This is a genomic window from Solidesulfovibrio carbinolicus (genome assembly GCF_004135975.1).
In the GTDB taxonomy this organism is placed as follows: domain Bacteria; phylum Desulfobacterota; class Desulfovibrionia; order Desulfovibrionales; family Desulfovibrionaceae; genus Solidesulfovibrio; species Solidesulfovibrio carbinolicus.
In genome coordinates this window covers 1252884-1274992 of sequence record NZ_CP026538.1, presented here as the reverse complement: position 1 = coordinate 1274992, position 22109 = coordinate 1252884, and the positions used below count along the sequence as shown (strand labels likewise).

General features: G+C 59.1%; 15 protein-coding genes and 1 tRNA gene. 10 read left to right on the top strand and 6 right to left on the bottom strand.

Annotation, left to right across the window (positions count from 1 at the left end; translation table 11 throughout):
• Positions 1-350 precede the first annotated feature (350 nt).
• Entirely contained in the window at positions 351-2327 is a 1977-nt protein-coding gene (locus C3Y92_RS05580) for a PocR ligand-binding domain-containing protein (RefSeq protein WP_129350392.1), read from the top strand.
• The gene (locus C3Y92_RS05575; protein WP_129350389.1) at positions 2317-3780 is read left to right on the top strand and encodes a sigma-54-dependent transcriptional regulator; all 1464 of its coding nucleotides are present in this window, start codon (positions 2317-2319) and stop codon (positions 3778-3780) included. The genes C3Y92_RS05580 and C3Y92_RS05575 overlap by 11 nt, the downstream gene beginning before the upstream one ends.
• Before the next feature lie 319 nt (positions 3781-4099).
• Here C3Y92_RS05575 and C3Y92_RS05570 read toward each other — a convergent pair whose 3' ends face one another.
• The 6 genes from C3Y92_RS05570 to C3Y92_RS05545 all read right to left on the bottom strand — a co-directional run bounded on the left by C3Y92_RS05570 (position 4100) and on the right by C3Y92_RS05545 (position 13139).
• Positions 4100-6190 (bottom strand): S8 family serine peptidase, encoded by a 2091-nt coding sequence (locus tag C3Y92_RS05570; RefSeq protein WP_129350386.1) that lies wholly within the window; start codon positions 6188-6190, stop codon positions 4100-4102.
• A 476-nt stretch (positions 6191-6666) separates the two neighbouring features.
• On the bottom strand, positions 6667-8397 hold the full coding sequence (locus C3Y92_RS05565; RefSeq protein WP_129350383.1) for a hypothetical protein: 1731 nt from the start codon (positions 8395-8397) through the stop codon (positions 6667-6669).
• A 1091-nt stretch (positions 8398-9488) separates the two neighbouring features.
• On the bottom strand, positions 9489-10985 hold the full coding sequence (locus tag C3Y92_RS05560; protein ID WP_129350380.1) for a WG repeat-containing protein: 1497 nt from the start codon (positions 10983-10985) through the stop codon (positions 9489-9491).
• 423 nt (positions 10986-11408) lie between these two features.
• Positions 11409-11484, bottom strand: a tRNA-Thr gene (locus C3Y92_RS05555).
• A 179-nt stretch (positions 11485-11663) separates the two neighbouring features.
• Complete coding sequence (locus C3Y92_RS05550) at positions 11664-12077, bottom strand: MucR family transcriptional regulator (RefSeq protein ID WP_129350377.1); 414 nt, start codon at positions 12075-12077, stop codon at positions 11664-11666.
• Between the two features lie 342 nt (positions 12078-12419).
• Complete coding sequence (locus C3Y92_RS05545; RefSeq protein ID WP_235669627.1) at positions 12420-13139, bottom strand: EAL domain-containing protein; 720 nt, start codon at positions 13137-13139, stop codon at positions 12420-12422.
• Between the two features lie 153 nt (positions 13140-13292).
• Here C3Y92_RS05545 and C3Y92_RS05540 point away from each other — a divergent pair, with 153 nt between their 5' ends.
• The 8 genes from C3Y92_RS05540 (at position 13293) to C3Y92_RS05505 (ending at position 21951) form a co-directional block, all read left to right on the top strand.
• Positions 13293-14636, top strand: a complete 1344-nt coding sequence (locus tag C3Y92_RS05540; RefSeq protein ID WP_129350372.1) for a radical SAM protein — start codon at positions 13293-13295, stop codon at positions 14634-14636.
• Positions 14633-15211: a DUF4416 family protein gene (locus tag C3Y92_RS05535; protein WP_129350369.1), complete on the top strand. Its 579-nt coding sequence runs from the start codon at positions 14633-14635 to the stop codon at positions 15209-15211. The genes C3Y92_RS05540 and C3Y92_RS05535 overlap by 4 nt, the downstream gene beginning before the upstream one ends.
• Positions 15196-16077, top strand: a complete 882-nt coding sequence (locus C3Y92_RS05530; RefSeq protein WP_129350366.1) for a YicC/YloC family endoribonuclease — start codon at positions 15196-15198, stop codon at positions 16075-16077. Before C3Y92_RS05535 ends, C3Y92_RS05530 begins: the two co-directional genes overlap by 16 nt.
• A gap of 96 nt (positions 16078-16173) precedes the next feature.
• Positions 16174-16434, top strand: a complete 261-nt coding sequence (locus C3Y92_RS05525) for a DUF370 domain-containing protein (RefSeq protein ID WP_006920716.1) — start codon at positions 16174-16176, stop codon at positions 16432-16434.
• Positions 16424-17056: a guanylate kinase gene (gene gmk / locus C3Y92_RS05520; RefSeq protein WP_129350363.1), complete on the top strand. Its 633-nt coding sequence runs from the start codon at positions 16424-16426 to the stop codon at positions 17054-17056. The genes C3Y92_RS05525 and gmk overlap by 11 nt, the downstream gene beginning before the upstream one ends.
• Before the next feature lie 87 nt (positions 17057-17143).
• Positions 17144-18034, top strand: a complete 891-nt coding sequence (locus tag C3Y92_RS05515) for a tetratricopeptide repeat protein (protein ID WP_129350360.1) — start codon at positions 17144-17146, stop codon at positions 18032-18034.
• 490 nt (positions 18035-18524) lie between these two features.
• Positions 18525-20225, top strand: a complete 1701-nt coding sequence (gene recJ / locus C3Y92_RS05510) for a single-stranded-DNA-specific exonuclease RecJ (RefSeq protein ID WP_129350356.1) — start codon at positions 18525-18527, stop codon at positions 20223-20225.
• A gap of 274 nt (positions 20226-20499) precedes the next feature.
• On the top strand, positions 20500-21951 hold the full coding sequence (locus tag C3Y92_RS05505) for an outer membrane homotrimeric porin (protein ID WP_129350353.1): 1452 nt from the start codon (positions 20500-20502) through the stop codon (positions 21949-21951).
• Positions 21952-22109 lie beyond the last annotated feature (158 nt).

The window sequence follows — 22109 nt, the reverse complement described above, 5'->3', positions numbered from 1 at the left end:
GCTCCGCCCTCCCCCGCAACCAAGGTTGACAAAAACAGGCTGACCGGACAGGCCAAAGGCCCCGGCCCCAGGCCGGACGGGCCTTGGAGGCCGTCAACCGTGGTTGTCGCCAGCCGAGGGCGGTTGTCACGATCACGCAAGCGCGGGCAAAAACGCCGGGCTGGCGGCCGGCAAGAGGCTTTCCCAGGACAGAAACAGGGCATTTCTCCGGAAAAAGCGTGGGGAACCGTCTGCCAAGGCCCGTATCCGGCTCGGGCTGGGCGAGACCGGGAAGGCCGCGGCGGCACGGATCTGGCAATGCTGCCCCGGACTCGGGAGGGCGCGGCCAGAGCGCGCCGGGAGGGAGCGACATGGAGCCACGGGAGCATGGGCCGGCGCAACAGCGTCCGGCCAGGGGGACGCTGCTGCGGGAGCTCGAAAGCCTGCGCGCCCGCATTCGCGAACTGGAAACAGGCTATGGCCTGTGCCTCCTGCGCGATCCGACGCGGCCGGGATTTCGCTGGCCGGCCGAAGCGCCGGCCGACAGCCAGCTGGCCTTCCGCGACATTTTCAATCTTGAGGCCATCCAGGAAATCCAGGACGCCTTTGCCGCCGCCACCAACGTCGCCTCCATCATCACCGAGGTCGACGGCCGTCCCATCACCCGCCCGAGCCGCTTCTGCCGCCTGTGCCGGGAAGTGGTGCGCCGCACGCCGACCGGCCTTGCCAACTGCATCCGTTCCGACGCGGCCTTCGGGTCCAACGACCCCCTGGAGCCGATCATGCGTCCGTGCCTGAGCAGCGGCCTGTGGGACGGCGGCACGAGCATCTATGTGGGCGAGCGCCATGTGGCCAACTGGGTGGTGGGACAGGTGCGCATCGAAAGCGGCGACGACGACCGGATGCGCGCCTATGCGGCCGAGATCGGCGCAGACGAAGAACAATACCGGACCGCCCTGGCCGAAGTCCCGGTCATGACCCACGAGCAGTTTCTCAACGTGTGCCAGGCGCTTTGCCTGATCGCCTACCAGATCTCGACCCTGGCGGAGAACAATTACTTGCAGGCCCAGGCCATCGAACGGCTGCGGCAGGCGGAACTGGCTTTGCGGGAGAGCGAGGAACGTTTCCGACAACTCTCCGGGGCCACCTTTGAAGGCATCTTCATTCACCAGGGCGGCAGGATCCTGGACGTCAACAAGGCCGGCTGCGCCATGTTCGGCCGTACGCGCCAGGAGCTGCTTGGCCGCGACGTCGAAAGCCTGGTCTCCTTAGCCGACCGGCCTCTGGCGACGGCCGGTCACGACGCCGACGACGGGGACGCCTGCCTGGCGAAATTCCTGGGGCCGGGGGGCAAGGAGCGGGTCTGCGAAATCCGGGAGCGCGACATGGCCTACCAGGGCCGCGCCGCCCGGGTGCTGGCCGTACGCGACATCACCGAGCAGGTGTTGGCCGATCAGGTGGCCAAGGAAAAACAGCAGCAGCTGATCCAGGCCGACAAAATGGTTTCCCTTGGGGTGCTCGTGGCCGGCATGGCCCACGAGATCAACAACCCCAACAGCGTGATCACGCTGAATCTTCCGCTGCTTCAGGAGGTCTGGGAAGACGTCGCGCCCATCCTGGACGCCTATTATCGGGACAACGGCGATTTTCTGGCCGGGGGCCTGGAGTATTCCGAACTGCGCGACCAGATGCCCGATCTCCTGGCCCGCATGTTTGAAGGAGCCGCCCGCATCCGTGGCATTGTCGGCAGTCTCAAGAATTTCTCGCGCCACTCGCCCGAGGATTTCAAATGGGACATCGACATCAATGCCGTCGTACGCAGTTCCTTGGAACTTGTCGGCAATCTTGTGGCCAAGAGCACCCGCTGCTTCACCGTGTCCCTGGCCGAGGGCCTGCCGCCGGTGACCGCCAATCCGCAAAAGCTCTCCCAGGTCGTCATCAATCTCGTGGTCAACGCCTGCGAGGCCCTGTCCACGCCCAGTCAGGCCATAGGCGTGAAGACCTTTTATGATGCCGCCACGGATTGCCTGGTTGTCCGGGTGACGGACGGGGGCATTGGCATATCGCCGGACGTGCTCTCCAAGATCATGGACCCGTTTTTCACCACCAAACGGGAAACCGGCGGCACGGGGCTTGGGCTTTCCGTCTCGGCCACCATCGTCGAGGAACATGGCGGGCGTTTGACCTTTGCTTCCGATCCCGGCGTCATGACCACGGTGGAGCTGCGGCTGCCCGCCTGCGCGGCCGGCCGGGCCAAGACAACAGATCGGCCCGCCCCCAATGGGTCAGGCCGATCAATCCCGGCGTCAGCCGGTTCCAGGGGCCAGGGTGACAGGAATGGAGCGTAACAAGCCAAAACCGGTTTCGCCCCGCTATCCGGTGTTGCTCGTGGACAACGAAGAGGCGTGGCTGCGCAGCTTTCAAAACGCCCTGCGCGCCTCGGGCGTGGACAACGTCATGACGCTCTCCGACAGCCGGTTGGTGCTCGAAACCCTCGGGCGGCAGCAATACTGCGCCGTGGCCGTGGACCTCATGATGCCCCATATCGCCGGCGAGGAACTCATCCCGCTTATTTTGGCCGAGCATCCGGAATTGCCGGTGCTTGTCATCTCCGGGCTCAATCAGATCAAGACCGCCATCAACTGCATCCGCCTTGGGGCCTTTGATTTCATCGTCAAGACCGAATCGCGCAACACCTTGATCGCCGGCATCAAGCACGCCATCGAGATCTTCGAGTTGCGCCGGGAAAACTCCACCCTGCGCCAGCGCCTGTTTCAGGAGGAGCTGGACTGTCCGGAACATTTCGCGGCCATCGTCACCGCCGACAAAACCATGCGGGCGGTGTTCCACTATGTCGAGGCCGTGGCGGAGACGTCCTGGCCGGTGCTGCTGATCGGGGAAAGCGGCGCCGGCAAGGAGCTGATCGCCCAGGCCATGCACCGGGCCAGCCGACGGACGGGGAAATTCGTGGCCGTCAACATGGCCGGGCTGGACGACAATATCGTGGCCGACACCCTTTTTGGCCACACCAAAGGGGCCTTTACCGGGGCGTCCCAGGTCCGGGCGGGCCTGGTCGAGACGGCCCGAGGCGGCACGTTGTTTCTGGATGAAATCGGCGATTTGAGCCCGCAGTCCCAAAAAAAACTGCTGCGTCTGCTCCAGGAGGCGGAATACGCGCCCCTTGGTTCGGACGTTTCGCGCAAGTCCACGGCCCGCATCATCGCCGCGACCCACCAGGATCTCAACGCCCTGCAGGAACAGGGGCTTTTCCGACGCGACCTGTATTTCCGGCTGCGCGGCCATATGGTGACCCTGCCGCCGCTGCGGGAGCGGATCGGCGATCTGCCGTTGCTCATCGACTATTTCGCGGCCCAGGCGGCCCGGGAGATGGGGGTTGCGTTGCGTCCGGACGTCCCGGGCATCGCGGCCCTGCTGGGCAGGTATGACTTTCCGGGCAATGTCCGCGAATTGTGCCATCTCGTGCACGACGCGGCCCGTCTGGCCGACGGCGGAGAGCTTGGACCAAAACAATTCCGCCTGGTCCTGCCCTTCGACCCTGCGGCCGGGCAAGCCCTCCCCGGCGCAACGTCGGATAAGGGACTTCTGGGCTTTGGTCCAAGGCTGCCCACGCTTAATCAGGCGCGTACTCTGCTGTTTGAGGAAGCGTTGCGCCGGGCGGGCGGCAACCAGTCCGTCGCCGCCCAGCTCCTTGGCGTATCGCGCCAGGCGGTCAGCAAATACCGGCAATCGCACCATGATCACGAAGAGGACCAACCCCGGTATTCCTCAAATCCATCCTAAAGCTCGCGCACGTGCCGTTTGACCTCTTCGTACAGGGCGTCAGGGGCTATGTCCGCCGCGGGCGGTCCTAGCCCAGCAGCGCGGGGGCACGTGGCCGCTGACCCGCCAAGCGGAACCTGGGTTTTGCCTTGATGCGTGTTCCCCGCAGTCGCGGGGATGATCCAAATATTGGCAAGGTCGCCAAGCGGCATAACGTTCAGGGTAAAACTGTCCAAGAAAACCCAAGACCAATCTGCCAGGGGCGCTTGACTCATTCAGCGGCAAGATACCATTACATGAGCATTTTCAAACAACAACAAGCGGCAAAGAACAGAAGTTATTATAAAACTCCGACCGCAAGAGAATATGTTGATGCCTGGACTGTTTTCTGCGACAGCAAATCATCAACTAAGACCATCCTGTCTACAAAAGACAAAACTTCAACATTATTTATTGACTTAGCACCTTGTATACTAGAAACAACGATGCCACTATTATTTGTTTCAATCAAGTAAGAATCATAATTACGCTCGAATCCGACGACATCGTACCCCTTGCCTCCGTCAAGAGCATCTTTCCCCCATGTGGTCATCATTATATCATTGCCGCGCCCTACAGAAATATTGTTGTTGGCGGAATTATCAACGACCAGATCGTTTCCGTCCCCTGTGTAGGCATTTTCTATGACGGTGAAAGGGGCGATGACCAACGGAGCCCCGTCCACGAGACTGATTGAACTCGATTTCAAGTCGATCGCTGCGCCGGCAGTCACTGGAGACATGTTGAAGGTGTCGGTTCCGGAAGCATCGACGACAAGGGCGCGGGAAGCATCCTGCTCGACATAGGCACGATATTCATTCGTATACACATAGCGGGTGTCGTCGGTTGCCGCTGAGCCATATAAATTGAGCGTCCAGCCCCCAAAAGAAGCAGCACTCCCGTCTGCTTTCGTGTCAGAGACCGTGATCGTCCAAACACCTTGGGAGGATTCTCCGAGGTATTGGGTCGAAGACATCGAAAAATTGGCCGGGTAAGCAGCATGCAAACCGGCAGCGTCAAACAAAGTGCTTTTTGTGCCGGCCGGGGAGGTCAAAACTATTTCTAGATCCGAAGCATCGGCATCGGTTAAATTGAGAACGACCTCAGCCCGCTCTACAGAGATGCCCGCAGGCAAAGCAATCGAAGAAGACGCCGAGCCGGTTCCGTCTCCAAGGGCCGCTTGCGCATCGGCCCCACCCGTATAGACCATCAGATTGGCCATAGTGCTTTGCGTGTCCCAAGTCTCGGCCAAACGTACTGCCGCTGTAGCGTCAACCAGTCCATAACCGACATCGCGGCTGGTATGCATGCCGCCGCCATTCCAGTTGGTCGCGCCGTTAATGCTCCAGGAACCTGAAGCATCCGTGTTGCGGGCTGTAAGAGCAAGGATGTCCTGAACATCGCGATAGCCAAGCTCGGGATTCGCTTCCAGCATGAGCGCCACGACGCCGGCAACTTCCGGCGCGGCTGCCGAGGTGCCGCCGAAATCGTAGGCGTAATCGCCCTGAGGCGAGGCCGCCGTGTTGTAGCCGTTTTCTCCTACCCGGTCACTGGTAACAACCTCGCCATAGGTGTGGGGAACCAGTTGTTGGATAACTTGGTCTTCCTCATCTTCGTTCTCAGCCGGTATGACTGTAGTCTCTAGAGTATAGTAGTCAGAGCTGGACGGGGCCGCCACCAAGATAGAGGCCCCAGGCGTACTGTAGGAGGAGACCTTGCCGGCGTTGTCGATTGCCGCGACGGCGATGGTGTAGGGAGAATTCGTCAGATTGTCTGCGTTGGCATCATAGCCTTTTTCGCGATCATTTCCGGCTGCAAAGATTACTATCGTTCCCAACCCGTCTCGTCCATTAGTTGCTGCATTCGTGAGAGCTTCGCTCACGCCCTGACTGTCGGCGTCGTTGAAGTTGTTAAAAACGCCGCTAAACCCCCAGCTGTTGTTGACAACATCATAGGAAGTGACGGCCTGCACCAAGACTGCTGTAAATCCAGCGTTAAGATCAGCGTCTGAGGCTGTTTCAGAGAGGTCGATATATACTGAAGCCAAGGTCGCGTCATAGGCCACTCCGACACCGCCGATGCCGTTTCCGGCCACTGCGGCAATTTCGCCGGCAACGGCCACACCATGACTGTCGTCAGAGGTAACAGGTTGTCCATCACTACCGTTGATGCTTCCAGAAAAGCTGATACGCGTATCGATATTCGCCGCCAAGTCAGGATGTGCGTACTCAACACCCTGGTCAACAACTGCAACAGTTATTCCCTTGCCGGTATAATCTTTCCAGACAGGCAAAACGTTGAGGTCGATACCGGGCGTCCCACCATTTTGGCCGGTATTAAGCAAATACCACTGCTGACTAAAGAGGGGATCGTTAATAACGGTTTCGCTCATCGTTTTCTCTCCATCCTTTTCAAACAGCCAGAACAAGGACAGCAACAGACCACTGACATTCAATCATCCAACCTCATCGAAATTATATCCAGCCGCCGATGAAGTAAAGCAGCATTTTAAATTAAATTCTCTTAAATTTCAATGGACAGCCGTTGTCCGCAGAGAAAAATCCAAGCATATCCATTCAAACCGATACTACTCAAAAAAGTGCCGACAATATCGATCACGCCGGAGCCTCTGACAAAATCACAACATCCTGTGTTGACACAACTTCCCGGAGAAGAAATGCGGACAGGGCTGGAATCGTGAATAAATCGGCTCTGCCGATGGATCAACCGACACGGCCCGTGGAACACGGGAATGAGCGTAGGACAACCGCCCCTAACACCTTGAGATACTGCAGTCAGCACAAAGGCTTGAACTCCAGGCATGCTTTACGAAGCCGAACGTATTGGCACATGACGCGAAAACGGAGATCATCTAGATTCTTGGCGCTTTGTAGGCCGACTGCCAACAACCCATTTGCGATGAACAAAAGTTGTTACGACAACGAACCCGGCAAAAAAAAGAGACACTCCAGTCAGCAGCATGCCGCGGCTGCTGGAGTCTGGCTCAATAACCACAGGACTGGCCGCAGACGTGACCTCGATGACTGTCCCGCCATAGGGAGATTCTCGCAGGGGTCTGGCTCCATGGAACATATGATGCCCAACAGCGCCCCAGGGAAGCCAGGGCAAAAGGATGTGGTGGCCAGCAACACCAGCGGGAATGATGGTTACGCTTGTTGGAGTTGCCGTAACAGGCAACAGCGTCTGGCCAGACTGAGCGACGATGCGGTTGCTGTAGAATTCCGAGATAGAAAAATCACCGTAAAAATTCGGATTTTCTGTAAGATAAGGCATAAGTTCACGGTTTCGGTCATAAAATGTCAGACAGGTCATCGTCAGCGCAGCATAAATCACAGCATTCCGGATGCGCCCGGAGAATCTGGCGTGGCAACGACCAATGCGATCGACCACAAAAAAAATCATGAAGTTGTAGGCGACAAAAAGAAAACGAAAGGGATATATCTCGGACGAAGACAGGAGTAAATAGCCAGAGACAGTGCGCCAGATCGTGTTCCAGCCTAGGAGAAAAAATACTGATGCGGCGAGCAAGCAAACTCCGTCGCGAAGACGGAGGGCATTAACAATGCGAAGCTGGCTGAGATATTCAAAAACAAGCCAAACGACGAGCAAAACAAATACCGATCCAACCAAAAGCGAACCGTCGTAAAAGGCCACGTTATATTTTGTGTAAGTCTCGGGAAAGAGAAACATCGGAAAAGAGTCGTCAGTCAAAAGCCCCCAGACGTCTGTCAACGAGGCATACCCGACGGCGGGGAAACGCTCCCAGACGCCGTAGACCTTTGACACCGCATAGACTTTCGGCAAAACAAGTATGAGCGTACCCATGAAAAAAAAGGCTGCCCGCCACAATACATCGGCCCGGCGACCAAGCAGCGCGATCATAGCAATAGTCACCCCCATAGCCATGCAAAGCCAAACAAATAAATGCAGCGCACCTTGGTAGAATATCCAAGCGGCGACGAGCGACGCACCGGCCAATTGAATCGGCCGAAACTGCTCTGAAATCAACAGGGCGACCAAAAGCGGCACTAGGCACAGGCTTATCTGGGGCGTGTAACCAATAGCCAAGTGCTGGACCAGCCAGGGGTTTAATAAAAAAAGAACCAACAACGCCATAGTCTGTACAGTGCCGAGGCCCGTTCGCGCGGCCAAGAACCGCACCCCCCAGACAGCCACAAAAATGTGTGCGGCAAAATAGGCTTTCATAAAGGCCATGAAAGACATTACGTAGGCTAGAGGAAGAAAAGGAGACAAGCTAATGACTTCAGGATTAGACCAGTAAGACAGATCCTGGAGAGTAGAAAACCATGCTATATCCGACGGGATAGCTAAAAACGAGACTGGAATTACTCCAAAATTATGCAAAGAGTCGTATAAAAAATGAAAATAAAAAAGATCTTTCCTCCAATCCAACACACCAACTCGATCTGAAAAAATAAATTCTCCGTAAAAAGAATACACAATCCCAAAAGAAAAGAACCAATAGAAGGCAAGACTATACCACGATTGTATTTTTTTAAAATTATAAAGACAGCAAACATCGCGGACTTGTTGCCCGGGTCCAATGACAGTTAACATTTTAAAAATATATTCCTTTTCTTATCCGAAATCGGTTTAAAGCCTACCCTCAACAAACAAGCAACCAATTGCGAGCTGGTTTTATAGCCAAATCAGCTACCACCGGCATAGCCGGTGGTATGATGATGCCCCCTCGAAGGGGGCTAACGACTCAAGAATAAGAAACTTCCGGTATCATGCCATTATGAATCACTTGTCGGATTGATTACCGAAGGCCAGATTCCCGGAACGGTCGAACCGATTCGGGTCACACCGCCAGAGGCGGTGGTTTATCTGTTGGAATTAAGCTTCTTCATCATTTCCACAACAAATCGGAATAATTTTTTTTATGCGTGGATTGTATTGCAAAATACCACAAGTCGCCTAGAATAATCAGCTCGTCAAAAACCCATCATCATTGTTTGACAAATAAAAAACAAATATCGAGTGTATTACAGCGCTGAAAGTCTCGTCATGACAAACTCCTCAGTATCATCTGCGCCCATGCACAGAGTTCATACACGATCTGGCGCATCGTCTACACTCATTAGCAGTGTCATGTTCGCTCGGTTCACCAGTTTCACTCCGACAGACTCCGCACATTCCGCAGCGCTTATCGTATATATTTTTAATCAATAATCATCTACGCAGTCCGCTCTGCCAAAGTCACTCGAATCATTTCAAGACCCTTAAACAATAATCTATAGAAAACAGCTATCCGCTGAATCTTTACCACAGAAAAGACAAAAGAGAAAGAGGATAAAATAGTGGCCAAATCGGGTCCGCCAACGGCGCCAACAGACATAGACCGCTGAACATAGAAAAAGGGGCCAGGACTTTTATATCCTAACCCCTTGAAATCATGGAGCCAGCATGGAGACTCGAACTCCAGACCTGCTGATTACGAAGCCACAAAATTTGGCTAATTAGTTGATTTTATAGGGACTTCCAAACTGATTTGTTGGCGACCAGCCAACAAAATATCTTCGCGCAAAATTGAGCATTTGGCTATTCTTTGGCGAACACTTTGGCTCAAATTACCTTGAGGGCACTTAATCTACTTAATCACCTTTGACCGACAATACTGTATACACAAAAATTGGAATGCCCTTTTATTTTGGCTTAGAATGCACAACCGTAGAGATGACCAGATTTCCATTTCTATCGATGTACCCCCATCTTCCGGGAAGTTCCAGGGCAGGAGCAAAAAAGTTCATAAATAATTGACGCAGCATTGATCCTCTTGTGTCAACTCGAACAGCAGCAAGACCTTCGTGAAAATCATTAGCTTCATAAAATTGAAAGGGAATAACTACATTCCCGCTTTGGTCAATATAGCCCCATCCTTCCTTGTCGACGTGTACGGCGGCGAGACCCTCATGGAAGGGTTTGGCCTGAAGGTAGAGAGGTTTCATGACTTCATTTCCAGACCAATCACAGTAACCATATTTTGGCATTCTCGCATCTTTGACAGGGTAGAAACCCTCTCCATAGCGTAAAATTTCATCGTACTTTGGCTCAAGAATCCAGGTTCCATCTCGCGAAATCAGCCCCCAGTTTCCACCGCCCTTGCTGATTTTTTTTACAGGAGCTGTCCCCATATCGTTAAAGTCTCGTGCGTCGTTGTATGTTGTGTCGATGACAAGCTTCCCATTCTCATCTATAAAACCATAATTATCTCCTGAGCGCACTCTGGCCATGCCATATTGAAAAGGCCAAATTTCCTTGTACACGCCAGGCTCTATAACCCATTGCCCTTGCTTATTGATAAGCCCTGGCCGACCTCGATTGTAAGCGATGGCTACATTTTGATAAAAATGTTTAATTTCATCGTATTGCGCAACGAACTGTCCGGATGTGTTGTCAATTACTCCTGCCGTGCCTCGAACAAACATATTATAATCTAACTTTGCTACTTTCTCGAACCCTTCTCCAGGCTCTATGTCGTCAAATCCAGTACCTGTCATGACCCCAGGTTCCCACTTAGTTTGATATTTAACAGTAATTGTATTTCTTGAGATAGGCATCACTAAACCTGTCCTGTCAATCGAATAATTAGTGCCTTTTTCTTCAACACGAGCTTTCCCTTCTTTGAAGTCTCCAGCCCTCTCAAGGTATACCTTGCCAATACTTGGCTTGCTTTTCTCTCTGAGAATTGACACCAAGGAATACTTTGGACCAAGATATACGTCTATAACTTTGTATGCAGGGAAGGCGAGCGCAATTGACATGACAATTCCGCCAAGGGCCTCGATCGGTATTTTTTTCTTTTGAATATTTTTAAACGATGTAATCATAGAGGTTATTACCAGTGAAATACCTACTGCTAGCAAAATTCCAGGGATTAAAACCCAAATTGCTAAAGTCATTATCAACAGAAAAACATATGGCCCCATATTAAATACACCGACAAGGAGTACCCAGGCCAAAATAATGGCAAATACTATAAGAGTAATTCGTAGCAGCTTCAAAAAAAGGCTTCTATTTTCCATCATACTTGAACCCAACCCAGGATAGAAGTGCAGAATATACGGCCAAAGACGGATGGCGTAATTAGATAACATTACATCAGATAGGATAATAATATATCTTTCTGCCAATGGGGGCAAGGCCACTCATCGGCAAATATCTCCCATACGAACTTACCAATAAGACGGATTGAATCGCCCCCCTTGCCCCCCTTGCCCCCCCACCCGCAGACGTCTGCGCCTTATGTAGCGCCTCACCCCGCCCTCATTTTCCGGTTCATTTCGCCCCAACCGCTCGAAATCCCACCTCGTTTAAAATTACCTCTAATTTGACGCAACACACTGAAATTTCGAGCGATCCATCGGACGCCGGCGTTCAAAATCGTTCAAATTTGTTCAACATACTGAAATAGCATGAAAATATTCCGGCAGCGCCGAAAGTCATGGAAAAATGGGAACAGGGGGATTGCGGACAAATCGGGTCCGCCAACGGAACCAACAGGCAGGGGCATCTGATAAACGAAAAAGGGGTCAGGACTTTGACGCCCTAACCCCTTGAAATCATGGAGCCAGCATGGAGACTCGAACTCCAGACCTGCTGATTACGAATCAGCTGCTCTACCAACTGAGCTATGCTGGCGAATGTGTGGAAAGGCTTGATACACGCGGCTTTCTGGGGCGTCAAGAGACTTTTGCCGACCGGCCGAAACTGGTCAGCACTGGTCGCTTATGACCGCGTCTTGCGGTCATAAGCGCGTATCTCCAGTCAAGTCCATCGCCCCGAAAAGCCCGACAGGCTTTCCCGCCGGGGGAGGCCGCTTATTTCGCGCCGCCCTTGACGCGCTTCTCCCAAAGCTTCATTTCCTTCATCTTCTTGCGGCGCTCACGCTGCAATTCCTTGCACACCAGCGGCATGCCCTTGGGATAGCCCCACTTCGCGCGGTATTCCTCCGGGGTCAGCCCGAATTTCGCCAGATGCTTCTTGGTCAGGATCTTGAACGACTTGCCCGACTCCAAGCAAATGATGCTGCGCTCGCGAACGGCCTTCTTGGGGTCCACCGCCGGAGTCGCGCCGACTTCCTCGGGAGCAGCCAGACCCGGACCAGCGGACACAAGCCCCCGAATATCATCAGTCAGGCGGCGAACCATGGAAGTAATCTCTTCCTCGGACATATTGCGCACGCTCGCCTGGGCCTTTACGATCTCCAACGCCTCTTTCAAAAAGTCATCCATAAGTAATCCTCACTTTATACTTCGAGGCCTACGCCGGCTCAGCCTCCATGTCTACTAAATTATTGTTCATACTTGTCTTCTCCATGGCGCACATGAAATAAATGCAGACGGATAAGCACATATCCGTAAACCAACGCCGAAGATCGTATCCCGCAATCTGCCATCTAAGAAACGAATTCTACACGAAGAAGCGCGGTCCCGATTAGACGACGATCACCATGTGCTGATAAAAAAGACGAAACGGCGACACATGACAAAAAGCAACTTGGCGCAAGAACCCGAGGGCAGCGAGATCCTTCCGCCAAGTCGCTCCATCCCTCAAAAAAGGGATGTCTCAAAATGCTAGGGCCAATATCCCGTATTCGGAATAACGCCGGCTGTGTCGCGCTTCCAGACGCCCTGCGCGTAGCGGACGCCGAGTCGTTTGAGGGCAAGTTTATAGCTGCGGCATTCCACGCCGGCAACAGCGACATCCATCAGCAAGTTGTCGGCAAATTGCACCAGCGAGGACATGGCTTCCGAGCGCTTCGCTTCATCCCAATGCCAGGGAAGCTGGCGCGGCGTAACCCGCAAAATATCCGCCGGCAACAGCTCCATAAAACGAGCCGGCGGATTGTCGAGGTCAAAATTGTCGAGCAGCACCCGGACGCCGCGCCGCTTGGCCGTGAGCAGCACGTCGAGGCTGCGCGCCGGATCGGCCATAAGCATGCCCACATCGTACATGGCGATGATCCGCTCCGGCAAAACGCCAAGCGACAAGCCCAAATTGCCGCCGGCTTGCTGATGGTCGCCCCGCAGCAGATACGCGGCAGGTTCGCGCAACTCCCGTCCCCAGGCGGCCAGGGCATCCCCTTCACCATCGACGGTCCCGAGCGCCGGACGAAGCGACGCTTCTTCATGGCGCGAACCCAACATGCTGGCGGCCTCAATGCCGGCCACGCCGCCGTCGCCGAGATCGACCAGGGCTCGAAAATAGAGATCCTGCCGCACAACGCCGGCATCTTCCCCCAGGGTTCGAACTCCCCGCACGACCGGTCCTGTGTGATCAAATGTCTGCGCCATGGCACCCATCCTCAAAAATGACATAGTGCATACAAGAAGCGATCCACAATTATCATCAATTAAAACGGCATATTAAAGTCCAACAACTGTCCTTTTTTCAGGACTGAATCCCAAATTGTCCTGTTTGTCCCAAATCCAGGACTCTCCTGCACCATGGACCCCGACCCCGCCCTTTGCTATGCCCCGCCCATGCCGCACACATCACCACGCCGTTTCTGGCTCGCCACCCTGGGCTGCAAGGTCAATCAGTACGAGGCCCGGGCCCTGGCCGAGGCCTTTGCCGCCCAGGGCTGGAGCCCGGCCCCATCCCCGGCCGACGCCGACCGCATCGTGCTTATATCCTGCGCCGTCACCGCCAGGGCCGAATCCGAAAGCCGCCGCCTGGCCCGGGCGCTTACTCGCGAAGCCAAACCCGGCGCCGAAGTCGCGGCCACGGGCTGCGCCGCTGCCGTCCAGCCCGAGGCTTTCGCCGCCCTGGGGGCCGTGCCCATGCCCGACAAGGATCGGCTGGCGGCCGCCTCCGACAGGCTGGCCCCTTGCCCGCCTCGTCCCGGCGACCACTTTCCGAATCTGGCCGTCGCCGGCTATGACCGGGCCAGGGCCTTGCTCAAAATCCAGGACGGCTGCTCACACGGCTGTTCCTATTGCATCGTGCCCGCCGCCCGGGGACCGTCGGTCTCCCGGCCCTACCACGCCATCCTGGCCGAAGCCCGGCGATTGCTGGACGCCGGCCATGCCGAACTGGGGCTCACCGGCATCAACCTCGGCCACTTCGGCCCGGACCTCGCCCCGGCCATGACCTTCTGGCGGCTGGTGGCCGATCTGGAGCGCGACCTGCTGGCCAGCCACGGTCCGGCCTTCCGCCTGCGTCTGGGCTCCCTGGACCCGGCCATGCTGGACGCCGAGGGCCTGGCCGTCCTGGCGGAGAGCCGCCGCGTCTGCCGCCATCTGCACATCTCCCTGCAAAGCGCCGATCCGGGCGTGTTGGCCGTCATGAACCGCCGCCCGAATGATGCCGAGGCCGTGTCCTTTTTTGTGGACAAACTCGGTATGAAATGGGGCCCCATGGCCCTGGGCCTGGATCTCCTGGCCGGATTTCCCGGCGAAGCCGACACCGCCCACGCCGCCACCGCCGCGTTCCTGACTCGGCTGCCGGTCAGTTATGCCCATGTCTTCCCCTATTCGCGCCGCCCGGGCACTCCGGCCGCGACCATGGCCGGACAGCTGCCCAAGGAAACCAAAACGCTCCGGGCGGCCGAGCTGCGCCGCACCGCCGAGGACAAGGCCCAGGCGTTCTTGGCCCGACTGGCCACCGAGGATCGGCTGGAGGTGGCGGTCGAGCGCGCCGCTCCGGCCGCCGGCTCCTGCGGGCGCTATGTGGATTGCCGCTTTGTCGATGCCGCGCCCCTGACGCCCGGCGGACTGGTCGCGGCCCGGCCGGTCGGCCTCGATGGCGACAGCCTGCTTGTGGCCGTCCTGCCCGAGGCGGCCAGATGAGTCGCCCCCGGGAACCCCGGCCGGGCAAGCTCATGGTCTCGTGCCTGTCGGCCGAAGCGAACCGGCTCTGGCCCGAGGTCCTTGGCGCCCTGGAAGACCTCTTCGGCCCGGCCGAGCTGGTCTACCCGGCCCTGCCCTTTGACCAAACGGCCTATTATAATGATGAACTGGGCACGCCCATCATCCGCCGGCTGGCCGCCTTTGCCCGCCCCTTCCCCCTGGACGGGCTCGTGGCGGCCAAGCTGACCACCAATGCCCTGGAGGACCGTTTGGCCCGGCCGGACGGCTCGCGCCGAATCAATCTCGACCCGGGCTTGGTCACCTGCGAACGCCTTATCCTGGCCACGGGCAAGAACTTCACCCACCGCGTCTACCTTGCCCAGGGAATATTCGCCGACTTGACCCTTGTCTTTCAGGGCGGCTCCTGGCAAATCCTGCCCTGGACGTTTCCCGACTACGCCGCGCCGGAGATGCTCGCCATCCTCACCGACATCCGCGCCCGTTGCCGTCGCGATCTGCGCGAAGGGGCCGTCCTTCACCCTTTCTCCAAGGAGCTTCCATGCCCAAGAGCATGACCGGATACGGCAAAAGCCGCATCGAATCCGACACGTTCACCCAGGTCTGGGAAGTGCGGGCCGTCAACAGCCGTTTCCTCGACCTCAAATGGCGGTTGCCGCTGTTTTTGCGCCCCAGCGAAGCGGCCCTGGAGCGCGTGGTGCGCGAGGCCGTGGCCCGGGGCCGGGTGGAAATACACCTGGAATTCACCCCCACCCGGGTGGACATGTGGAAGGCCAGCTTCAACACCGGCCTGGCCGGGGCCATGCTCGACGAGCTGGCCGCGTTTGCCGCCCAAAAAGGCGTGCCCTTCACCCCGGACGTAAGCCGCATGATCGGCATTTCCCACCTCTGGCAGGAAGAGGCCGTGGACCCCGATCCCGAGCTTTTCGCCAAGCTGGCCGCCGGCCTGCGCCAGGCCCTGGTCGATTTCAACGACGCCCGCGCCCGCGAGGGGCGCAACCTGGCCGACGACCTGCTGACCCGCTTGGGCCGGCTCAAGGACTGGCAGGCGGCCATCGAAGCCGGCGCGCCGGCGGTGGTGGCCGAGCGCACCGAGCAGGTCGTGGCCCGCATCACCGCCCTGCTGGAAAAAGTCGGGGTCGAACCCACCCAGGACCGTCTGCTTCAGGAAACCGCCATCCTGGCCGACAAGCTCGACGTTTCCGAGGAGATGACGCGTCTTTCCGGCCACCTCGCCCGTCTGGAGGGACTTTTGCGCCAGGGCGGCGAAATCGGCAAGAAACTCGACTTCCTCATCCAGGAAGCCTTCCGCGAGATCAACACCTGCGGCAACAAGGCCCAGAACCTGGACATCAGCCGGCTGGTGGTGGATTTCAAGGCCGAACTGGAGAAATGCCGCGAGCAGGTGCAAAATATCGAGTAGGCGGCCGGGCTTCCCTTTGCCGCCGTTTCCGGTATGCTGGCCGCGTCGCGCCCCCGGCGTCGCGGCTTTTTCGTCGTCAAAAAGCTCAGGTGAGGCATGGCCCAAGGACTGCTCAACATCGGTTTTGGCAACTACGTCGCCGCCTCGCGGGTGACGGCCATCGTCAACCCGGCCTCCTCGCCCATGCGCCGCTTGCGCGAGGAAGCCCGGGCCGAGCGTCGCCTCATCGACGCCACCCAGGGCCGCAAGACCCGCTCCATCATCATCACCGACTCCAACCACGTCATCTTGTCGGGCATCCAGGCCGAAACCCTGGGAACCCGCTTCGAAGCCCAGGAGGAAGACCATGCCGGCTAGACGTTTAGGCATGTTTTTGGTCATTTGCGCTCCTTCCGGAGCCGGCAAGTCCACCCTGATCAAGAAGCTGTGCGCCGAGTTTCCGGCCATCAGTTTCTCGGTCTCGGCCACCACCCGCGCCCCGCGTCAGGGGGAACGGCCCGGCATCGACTACCATTTCCTGTCCCGGGAAGAGTTCCTCGCCTGGCGCGAAGCCGGCAGGCTGGCCGAATGGGCCGAGGTCCACGGCAACTTCTACGGCACGCCCATCGCCCCGGTGAAGGACGCCCTGGCCGCCGGGCGCGACATCCTGTTTGACATCGACGTCCAGGGCGCGGCCCAGCTGCGCGACAGCCTTGGCCACGACGGGGCTTACATCTACATTCTGCCGCCGTCCCGGGCCGAACTCTACCGCCGTCTGTCCGGCCGGGGCACGGATTCCCCGGAAGTGGTGGCCAAGCGCCTGGCCGCCGCCCAGGGCGAACTGGCCCAAGCGCCGCTTTTCGATTATTGGGTGGAAAACGCCGAACTGGAGGCCGCCTACGGCGACTTGAAGGCCATCTATCTGGCCGAGCGCCGCCGGCCGGGACGCCATCCCGATTTTCTGGGCGAACTCCTGGCCCAGTGGGAGGCGGCCGTTTGACGCCACCCGATACAGGCCTGCGGCGTTGACCGGTTTCCCTGTTCCCTGATAGAGATGCGTAAACAGGATCGTCACAAAGCATAAGCCATGAGCCAAAAGACTCCGGAATCCCACGATGCCGCGACCTCTCCCGCGCGCGAACGCATCAAGGGCATCTTCTCCACCCAGGCCATCCAGAAGGTCGGCACGGGCACGACAACCCGACGCACCATTCAAAAAATGTACTGGTTCGTGGAAGAAGACGACAAGCATGTCCTGGAGATCCAGCCGCTCAACAAAAATTACGTGCCGTCCGGCCCCAAGCGCAACATCAGCCTGGACGAGCTCTTGGAAAAATTCTCCCCCGAGCCGGAGTTTTACGTCTCCACGGTGTATCCGCGCCTGCGCGAGCTCAACATGGTCATCCAGAAGGGCGAGCGCCACCGCGAAAAGGGCGAGACGTTTTGCGCCGAACTGGAATTCGGCCAGGCCCTGGCCGTGGACGAGGACAACGTCCGGGCCAACTTCGGCCTGGGGCTCACCTACCTCGACCGGGGCGAGGCCAACAAGGCCGACGACATCTTCCAGCGGCTGGTGCGTCTGGACGCCGCCTTTGAGAAAAGCCACAAGCACCTGTTCAATGAATTCGGCATCAATCTGCGCAAGAACAAGATGACCGACCAGGCCCTGGAGTATTACCGCCGAGCCGAGGAACTCTCGATTCGCGACGACAATCTCATGTTCAACATCGCCAGGGCCTTTTTCGACAAAAAGCAATACGCCCAGACCATGGAGTATCTGCAAAAGGCCCTGGAGCTCAATCCCGACCAGGCCGAGGCCCGCAAATTCGCCGAGTTCCTCATCGCCAAGGGTTTGGCCAAGGCCGATCTGCCCGAGACTTCCCCGCCCCTTGGCGTCTCCCCCACCGACGACGCGGCTGCGGCCCGGGCCGCTGGCGTCACCATGGACACCGAGCCCCTGACCGACGACGCCGGCTGACGTTTATCCGCCCTGCCGCCGGCGGGCCGGACCGTCGCGTCGGCCTCGGCTGGAGCTCCCGGCGATGGCGCGCCGGCAGTTCCGCCGTCGGAGCGTTGCCAAACAGCCTCGCGCGCGGCCAAGGGTAACGATGGCGCCCCTGGACTCTGACCCAAACCGCCTCGTGCGCCCGGCAGAGGGCATGGGGCCAGCTCCAGGCCATGTCCCCAAGCGGCGAACCCTCGGCCTTCCCGGGTCGGACCCTTGAGAACCCGCCAGACGTCCACAGGCAACAGATCGAAACGCTTCGTTTTATGCGACTACCACCAGCCTTCTTCTTCGGGACGCGACGCAACTCCCGCCCTTTGATAAACGCTCCCCGCGACGACAGGCCCTGCCATGCCGCCGTCCCGGCGACTTCATGGCCGACCAGCTTGAAAAACAATCCCGACGACGGTAGGCCCCAGGTCTGCCGGCTCGCGCCGCTTGTCCCGTTTTCCCGGAGGAACCCTTGCCCAAGAAATGGATTTTCCCCGCCCCCCTGGCCGACGCCGCCCGCATCGCCGCCGTGGCCGATGGCCTGGGCGTTTCCCAGCCCATCGCCGCCCTGCTCGCCACGCGCGGCTACGACACGGCCGAGGCCATGGACCGCTACCTGTCGCCGGGCCTGCGCCATCTCATGCGTCCGGCTGACATCCCGGGCCTGGAAGCGGCCGTCGGCGTCATCGTCCGAGCCGTGGCCGCCGGCCAGACCCTGGCCATCTGGGGCGACTACGACGTGGACGGCATCACCGGCACGGCGCTTCTGCTCGATTTCTTCCGGGAGCGCGGCCTAAGCCCCCTTTACCGGCTGCCGGTGCGGGCCGAGGAGGGTTACGGCCTCAACATCGGCGGCATCGAGGAACTGGCCGCGGCCGGGGCCGGGGTGCTCATCACCGTGGACTGCGGCATCACCGCCGTGGCCGAGGTGGCCCGAGCCAAGGAACTTGGCCTTTCCGTCGTGGTCACCGACCATCACCTGCCGGGCGAGGAGCTGCCGCCAGCCGACGCCGTGGTCGATCCCAAGCTGGGCGACGGCCCGGGCAACGATCTGGCCGGGGTCGGGGTGGCCTTTTTCCTGGCCGCCGCCTTAAGCCGCGCCCTGCCTGGCGAGCCCGGCGATGTGCGCCGTCTGCTTGACCTCGTGGCGCTTGGCACCCTGGCCGACGTGGTGCCCCTTGGCGGCCAAAACCGCATCCTGTCTAAAAACGGCATGTTGCTGTTGGCCGAGGCCCGCCGGCCCGGCGTCTACGCCTTAAAGGAAGTGGCCGGCCACAACCCCAAGGCGACGCTCGGCGCGTCCCAGATCACCTTCGGCCTGGCCCCGCGCATCAACGCCGCCGGCCGCATGGGCCGGCCCGACGCCGCCCTGGAGCTGCTCCTGGCCCCGGACCTGGAGACCGCCCGGCCGCTGGCCGCCGATCTCGACGCCGAAAACGCCCGCCGCCGGGCCGAGGAGGACGCCATCCTGGCCGAGGCCCTGCGCCAAGCCGAGGCTGCCCCGGACCACTTCGGCCTGACCCTTTTCGCCCCCCACTGGCACCAGGGCGTCATCGGCATCGTGGCCTCCCGGGTGGCCGAGGCCCGCTACCGGCCAACGCTCATCCTCACGGCCGATCCGGCCAAGGGCCGGCTCAAGGGCTCGGGCCGCTCCATCCCGGAATGCGATCTGCACGGCCTGCTTGTCGGGATCGCCGACAGCCTGCTGGCCTTTGGCGGCCACAAGCAGGCGGCCGGGTTCTCCATCGATCCCGACAATCTTGGCGAGGTGTCGCGCCGTTTCAACGAGGCGGCGGCGGCGGCCCTGGGCCATGTGGTTCCGACGCCGAGCCTGCGCCTGGACGGCGAGTTGGCCTTTGGCGAAATCAGCGCCACCCTGGTGCGCGAACTGGCCCTGCTCGAACCCTTTGGCTGCGGCAATCCCGAGCCGGCCTTTGCCTCGCCGCCGGTGACGGTGCAAGCCCGGCGGGCCTTCGGGGAAAACCATGTGGCCCTGACCCTGCGCGACCCGGCCGCCGGGGTGTCGTTCAAGGGCAAGGCCTGGCGCATGGCCGCTCAGATCGGCCAGAAGACGGCCGGCCGCACCGTGCGCGTGGCCTATTCGCCCAAGATCACCTACTTTTCCGGCATCCCGGAGATCGAGCTGCGGCTGCGCGACCTGGGGCCGGCCTGATCGGGCTTGTCAGATTGCACTGCTTGCCATTGAAATGCAGCGAGTTAAGCACGATCTGCCATGGCCCCTCCCCCTGCAGGCCGCGTCGGATGCCGTGGTTCCTGGCGGCCACGGGCTTGCGTAAAAAAATTTTGACTCGCGTAAAAAAACGCCCCATTTTGTCTTGCCAAGAAGTAATGGATAACATTATTGCTAAACCAAGTCGGCGGGACGCCACCCGTCGACGGCGTCGGACACCGTTTAACGCCAACTGTTTATTTTCAGGAGGAAGGTTATGAAGCGTTACACTGTTTGGGCCCTGCTGGCCGCCCTGGTTCTGGGCATGGCCGGGTTCGCCCAGGCCGCCACGGAAGTGAAGATGACCGGCGACGCCCGCGTCTACGGCGTCTTCTTTGCCAATCACAACTTCACCGGCTGGAACACCGGCAGCTGGGACAACAACAGCGGCGCCTACACCGGCGCCGGCACCCAGACCGAAGACCGTTTCCAGATCTGGGAACGTTTTCGTCTGCGTTCCGACTTCGTGGCCAACGAGGCCGTGAAGTTCCGTCTGGGCATCAAGGTTGAAGACGTCTGGGGCCACGGCACCCTGACCGCCGCCAACCCGCAGGTCGCCATCGCCGTCTACCAGGCTTACCTGCAGTTCAAGCTGCCGGATTGCGACATCGAAGTCACCGCTGGTCTGCAGGATCTGTCCCTGCCGGCCAACGCCTTCTTCACCGACTCCGTTGTCTTCGGCGGCGACCGCGCCGCCGCCCTGGTCGTGAACGCCCCGCTGATCAAGGACACCCTGGCCGTGTCCGCGGGCTTCTCGCGCATGATCGACACCAACCGCACCTACGACACCACCACCACCCAGGTTGCCGACGAGCTGGACATGTACTTCCTGGCTCTGCCCATCACCCTGGACGGCTTCAAGGCCACCCCGTGGGGCGCCGTGGCTGTTGCCGGCGACAAGGCCGGCTACTTCAACGCCGGCTTCGCCGACTACCTGATGTCCGCCGGTTCGGTCCTGTACGGTTGGAAGAACGACCAGAACGCCTACTGGTGGGCTGGCTCGACCTTCGAAGTGACCGCTCTTGACCCCGTGAAGTTCTACGCTGACGTGATCTTCGGCGCGGGCGCCATGTCCGACCGCAAGTACGCCAAGCGCCAGGGCTGGTTCATCGACTTCGGCGCCGAGTACACCGGCTGGGATATCCTGACCCCGCAGGTCTTCGGCTGGTGGTCCACCGGCGAAGACGGCTCCATCCGTAACGGTTCCGAGCGTCTGCCGCAGATCCTGCCCAACTGGGGTCCGGGCAACAGCTTCCTGTTCGACGATTCCCAGGAGCTGGGCAAGGAGTCCAACATGGGCGCCAACCCGGTCGGCGCCTGGGGCCTCGGCGCTTCGCTGAACAACATCTCGTTCATCGAAAAGCTGTCCCACATCCTGACCTTCACCTACATGCGCGGCACCAACCAGCCCGGCGCCATCCGCAAGATGAACGTCCTGCTCGGTTCCAACCCGTACTACACCATGGGTCGCGACCTGACGACCGAGGAATCCCTCCTGGCCGTCAACTTCGACTCCAAGTACATGATCTACGAGAACTTGGCCGCCGTCATGGAGACGGGCTGGGCTCACGGCGACTTCCAGTCCAGCGTCTGGGGCCATCGCCTGGCCAGCAAGTCCCGCGAGGGCGACGCCTGGAAGGTCGCTTTCGGCCTGACCTACAAGTTCTAGTTCACCCGCGGCGTTATCCGACTATCCGATGCCACGCCGGGCCCCTTCGGGGGCCCGGCTTTTTTTGCGCCCCGCGACGGCTGATGGGAACTTCGCCGACCCGGCGAAGCCGCGAGCCCCAACGTCAAAACAAGAGAAGACGCCGCCAAGGGCCATCG

Excerpts from the sequence above, each read along its gene's own strand:
- C3Y92_RS05580 (WP_129350392.1), top strand. The coding sequence starts at position 351 with ATGGAGCCACGGGAGCATGGGCCGGCGCAACAGCGTCCGGCCAGGGGG.
- C3Y92_RS05575 (WP_129350389.1), top strand. The coding sequence starts at position 2,317 with ATGGAGCGTAACAAGCCAAAACCGGTTTCGCCCCGCTATCCGGTGTTG.
- C3Y92_RS05570 (WP_129350386.1), bottom strand. The coding sequence starts at position 6,190 with ATGAGCGAAACCGTTATTAACGATCCCCTCTTTAGTCAGCAGTGGTAT.
- C3Y92_RS05565 (WP_129350383.1), bottom strand. The coding sequence starts at position 8,397 with ATGTTAACTGTCATTGGACCCGGGCAACAAGTCCGCGATGTTTGCTGT.
- C3Y92_RS05550 (WP_129350377.1), bottom strand. The coding sequence starts at position 12,077 with ATGGATGACTTTTTGAAAGAGGCGTTGGAGATCGTAAAGGCCCAGGCG.
- C3Y92_RS05545 (WP_235669627.1), bottom strand. The coding sequence starts at position 13,139 with ATGGCGCAGACATTTGATCACACAGGACCGGTCGTGCGGGGAGTTCGA.
- C3Y92_RS05540 (WP_129350372.1), top strand. The coding sequence starts at position 13,293 with ATGGACCCCGACCCCGCCCTTTGCTATGCCCCGCCCATGCCGCACACA.
- C3Y92_RS05535 (WP_129350369.1), top strand. The coding sequence starts at position 14,633 with ATGAGTCGCCCCCGGGAACCCCGGCCGGGCAAGCTCATGGTCTCGTGC.
- C3Y92_RS05530 (WP_129350366.1), top strand. The coding sequence starts at position 15,196 with ATGCCCAAGAGCATGACCGGATACGGCAAAAGCCGCATCGAATCCGAC.
- C3Y92_RS05525 (WP_006920716.1), top strand. The coding sequence starts at position 16,174 with ATGGCCCAAGGACTGCTCAACATCGGTTTTGGCAACTACGTCGCCGCC.
- gmk (WP_129350363.1), top strand. The coding sequence starts at position 16,424 with ATGCCGGCTAGACGTTTAGGCATGTTTTTGGTCATTTGCGCTCCTTCC.
- C3Y92_RS05515 (WP_129350360.1), top strand. The coding sequence starts at position 17,144 with ATGAGCCAAAAGACTCCGGAATCCCACGATGCCGCGACCTCTCCCGCG.
- C3Y92_RS05505 (WP_129350353.1), top strand. The coding sequence starts at position 20,500 with ATGAAGCGTTACACTGTTTGGGCCCTGCTGGCCGCCCTGGTTCTGGGC.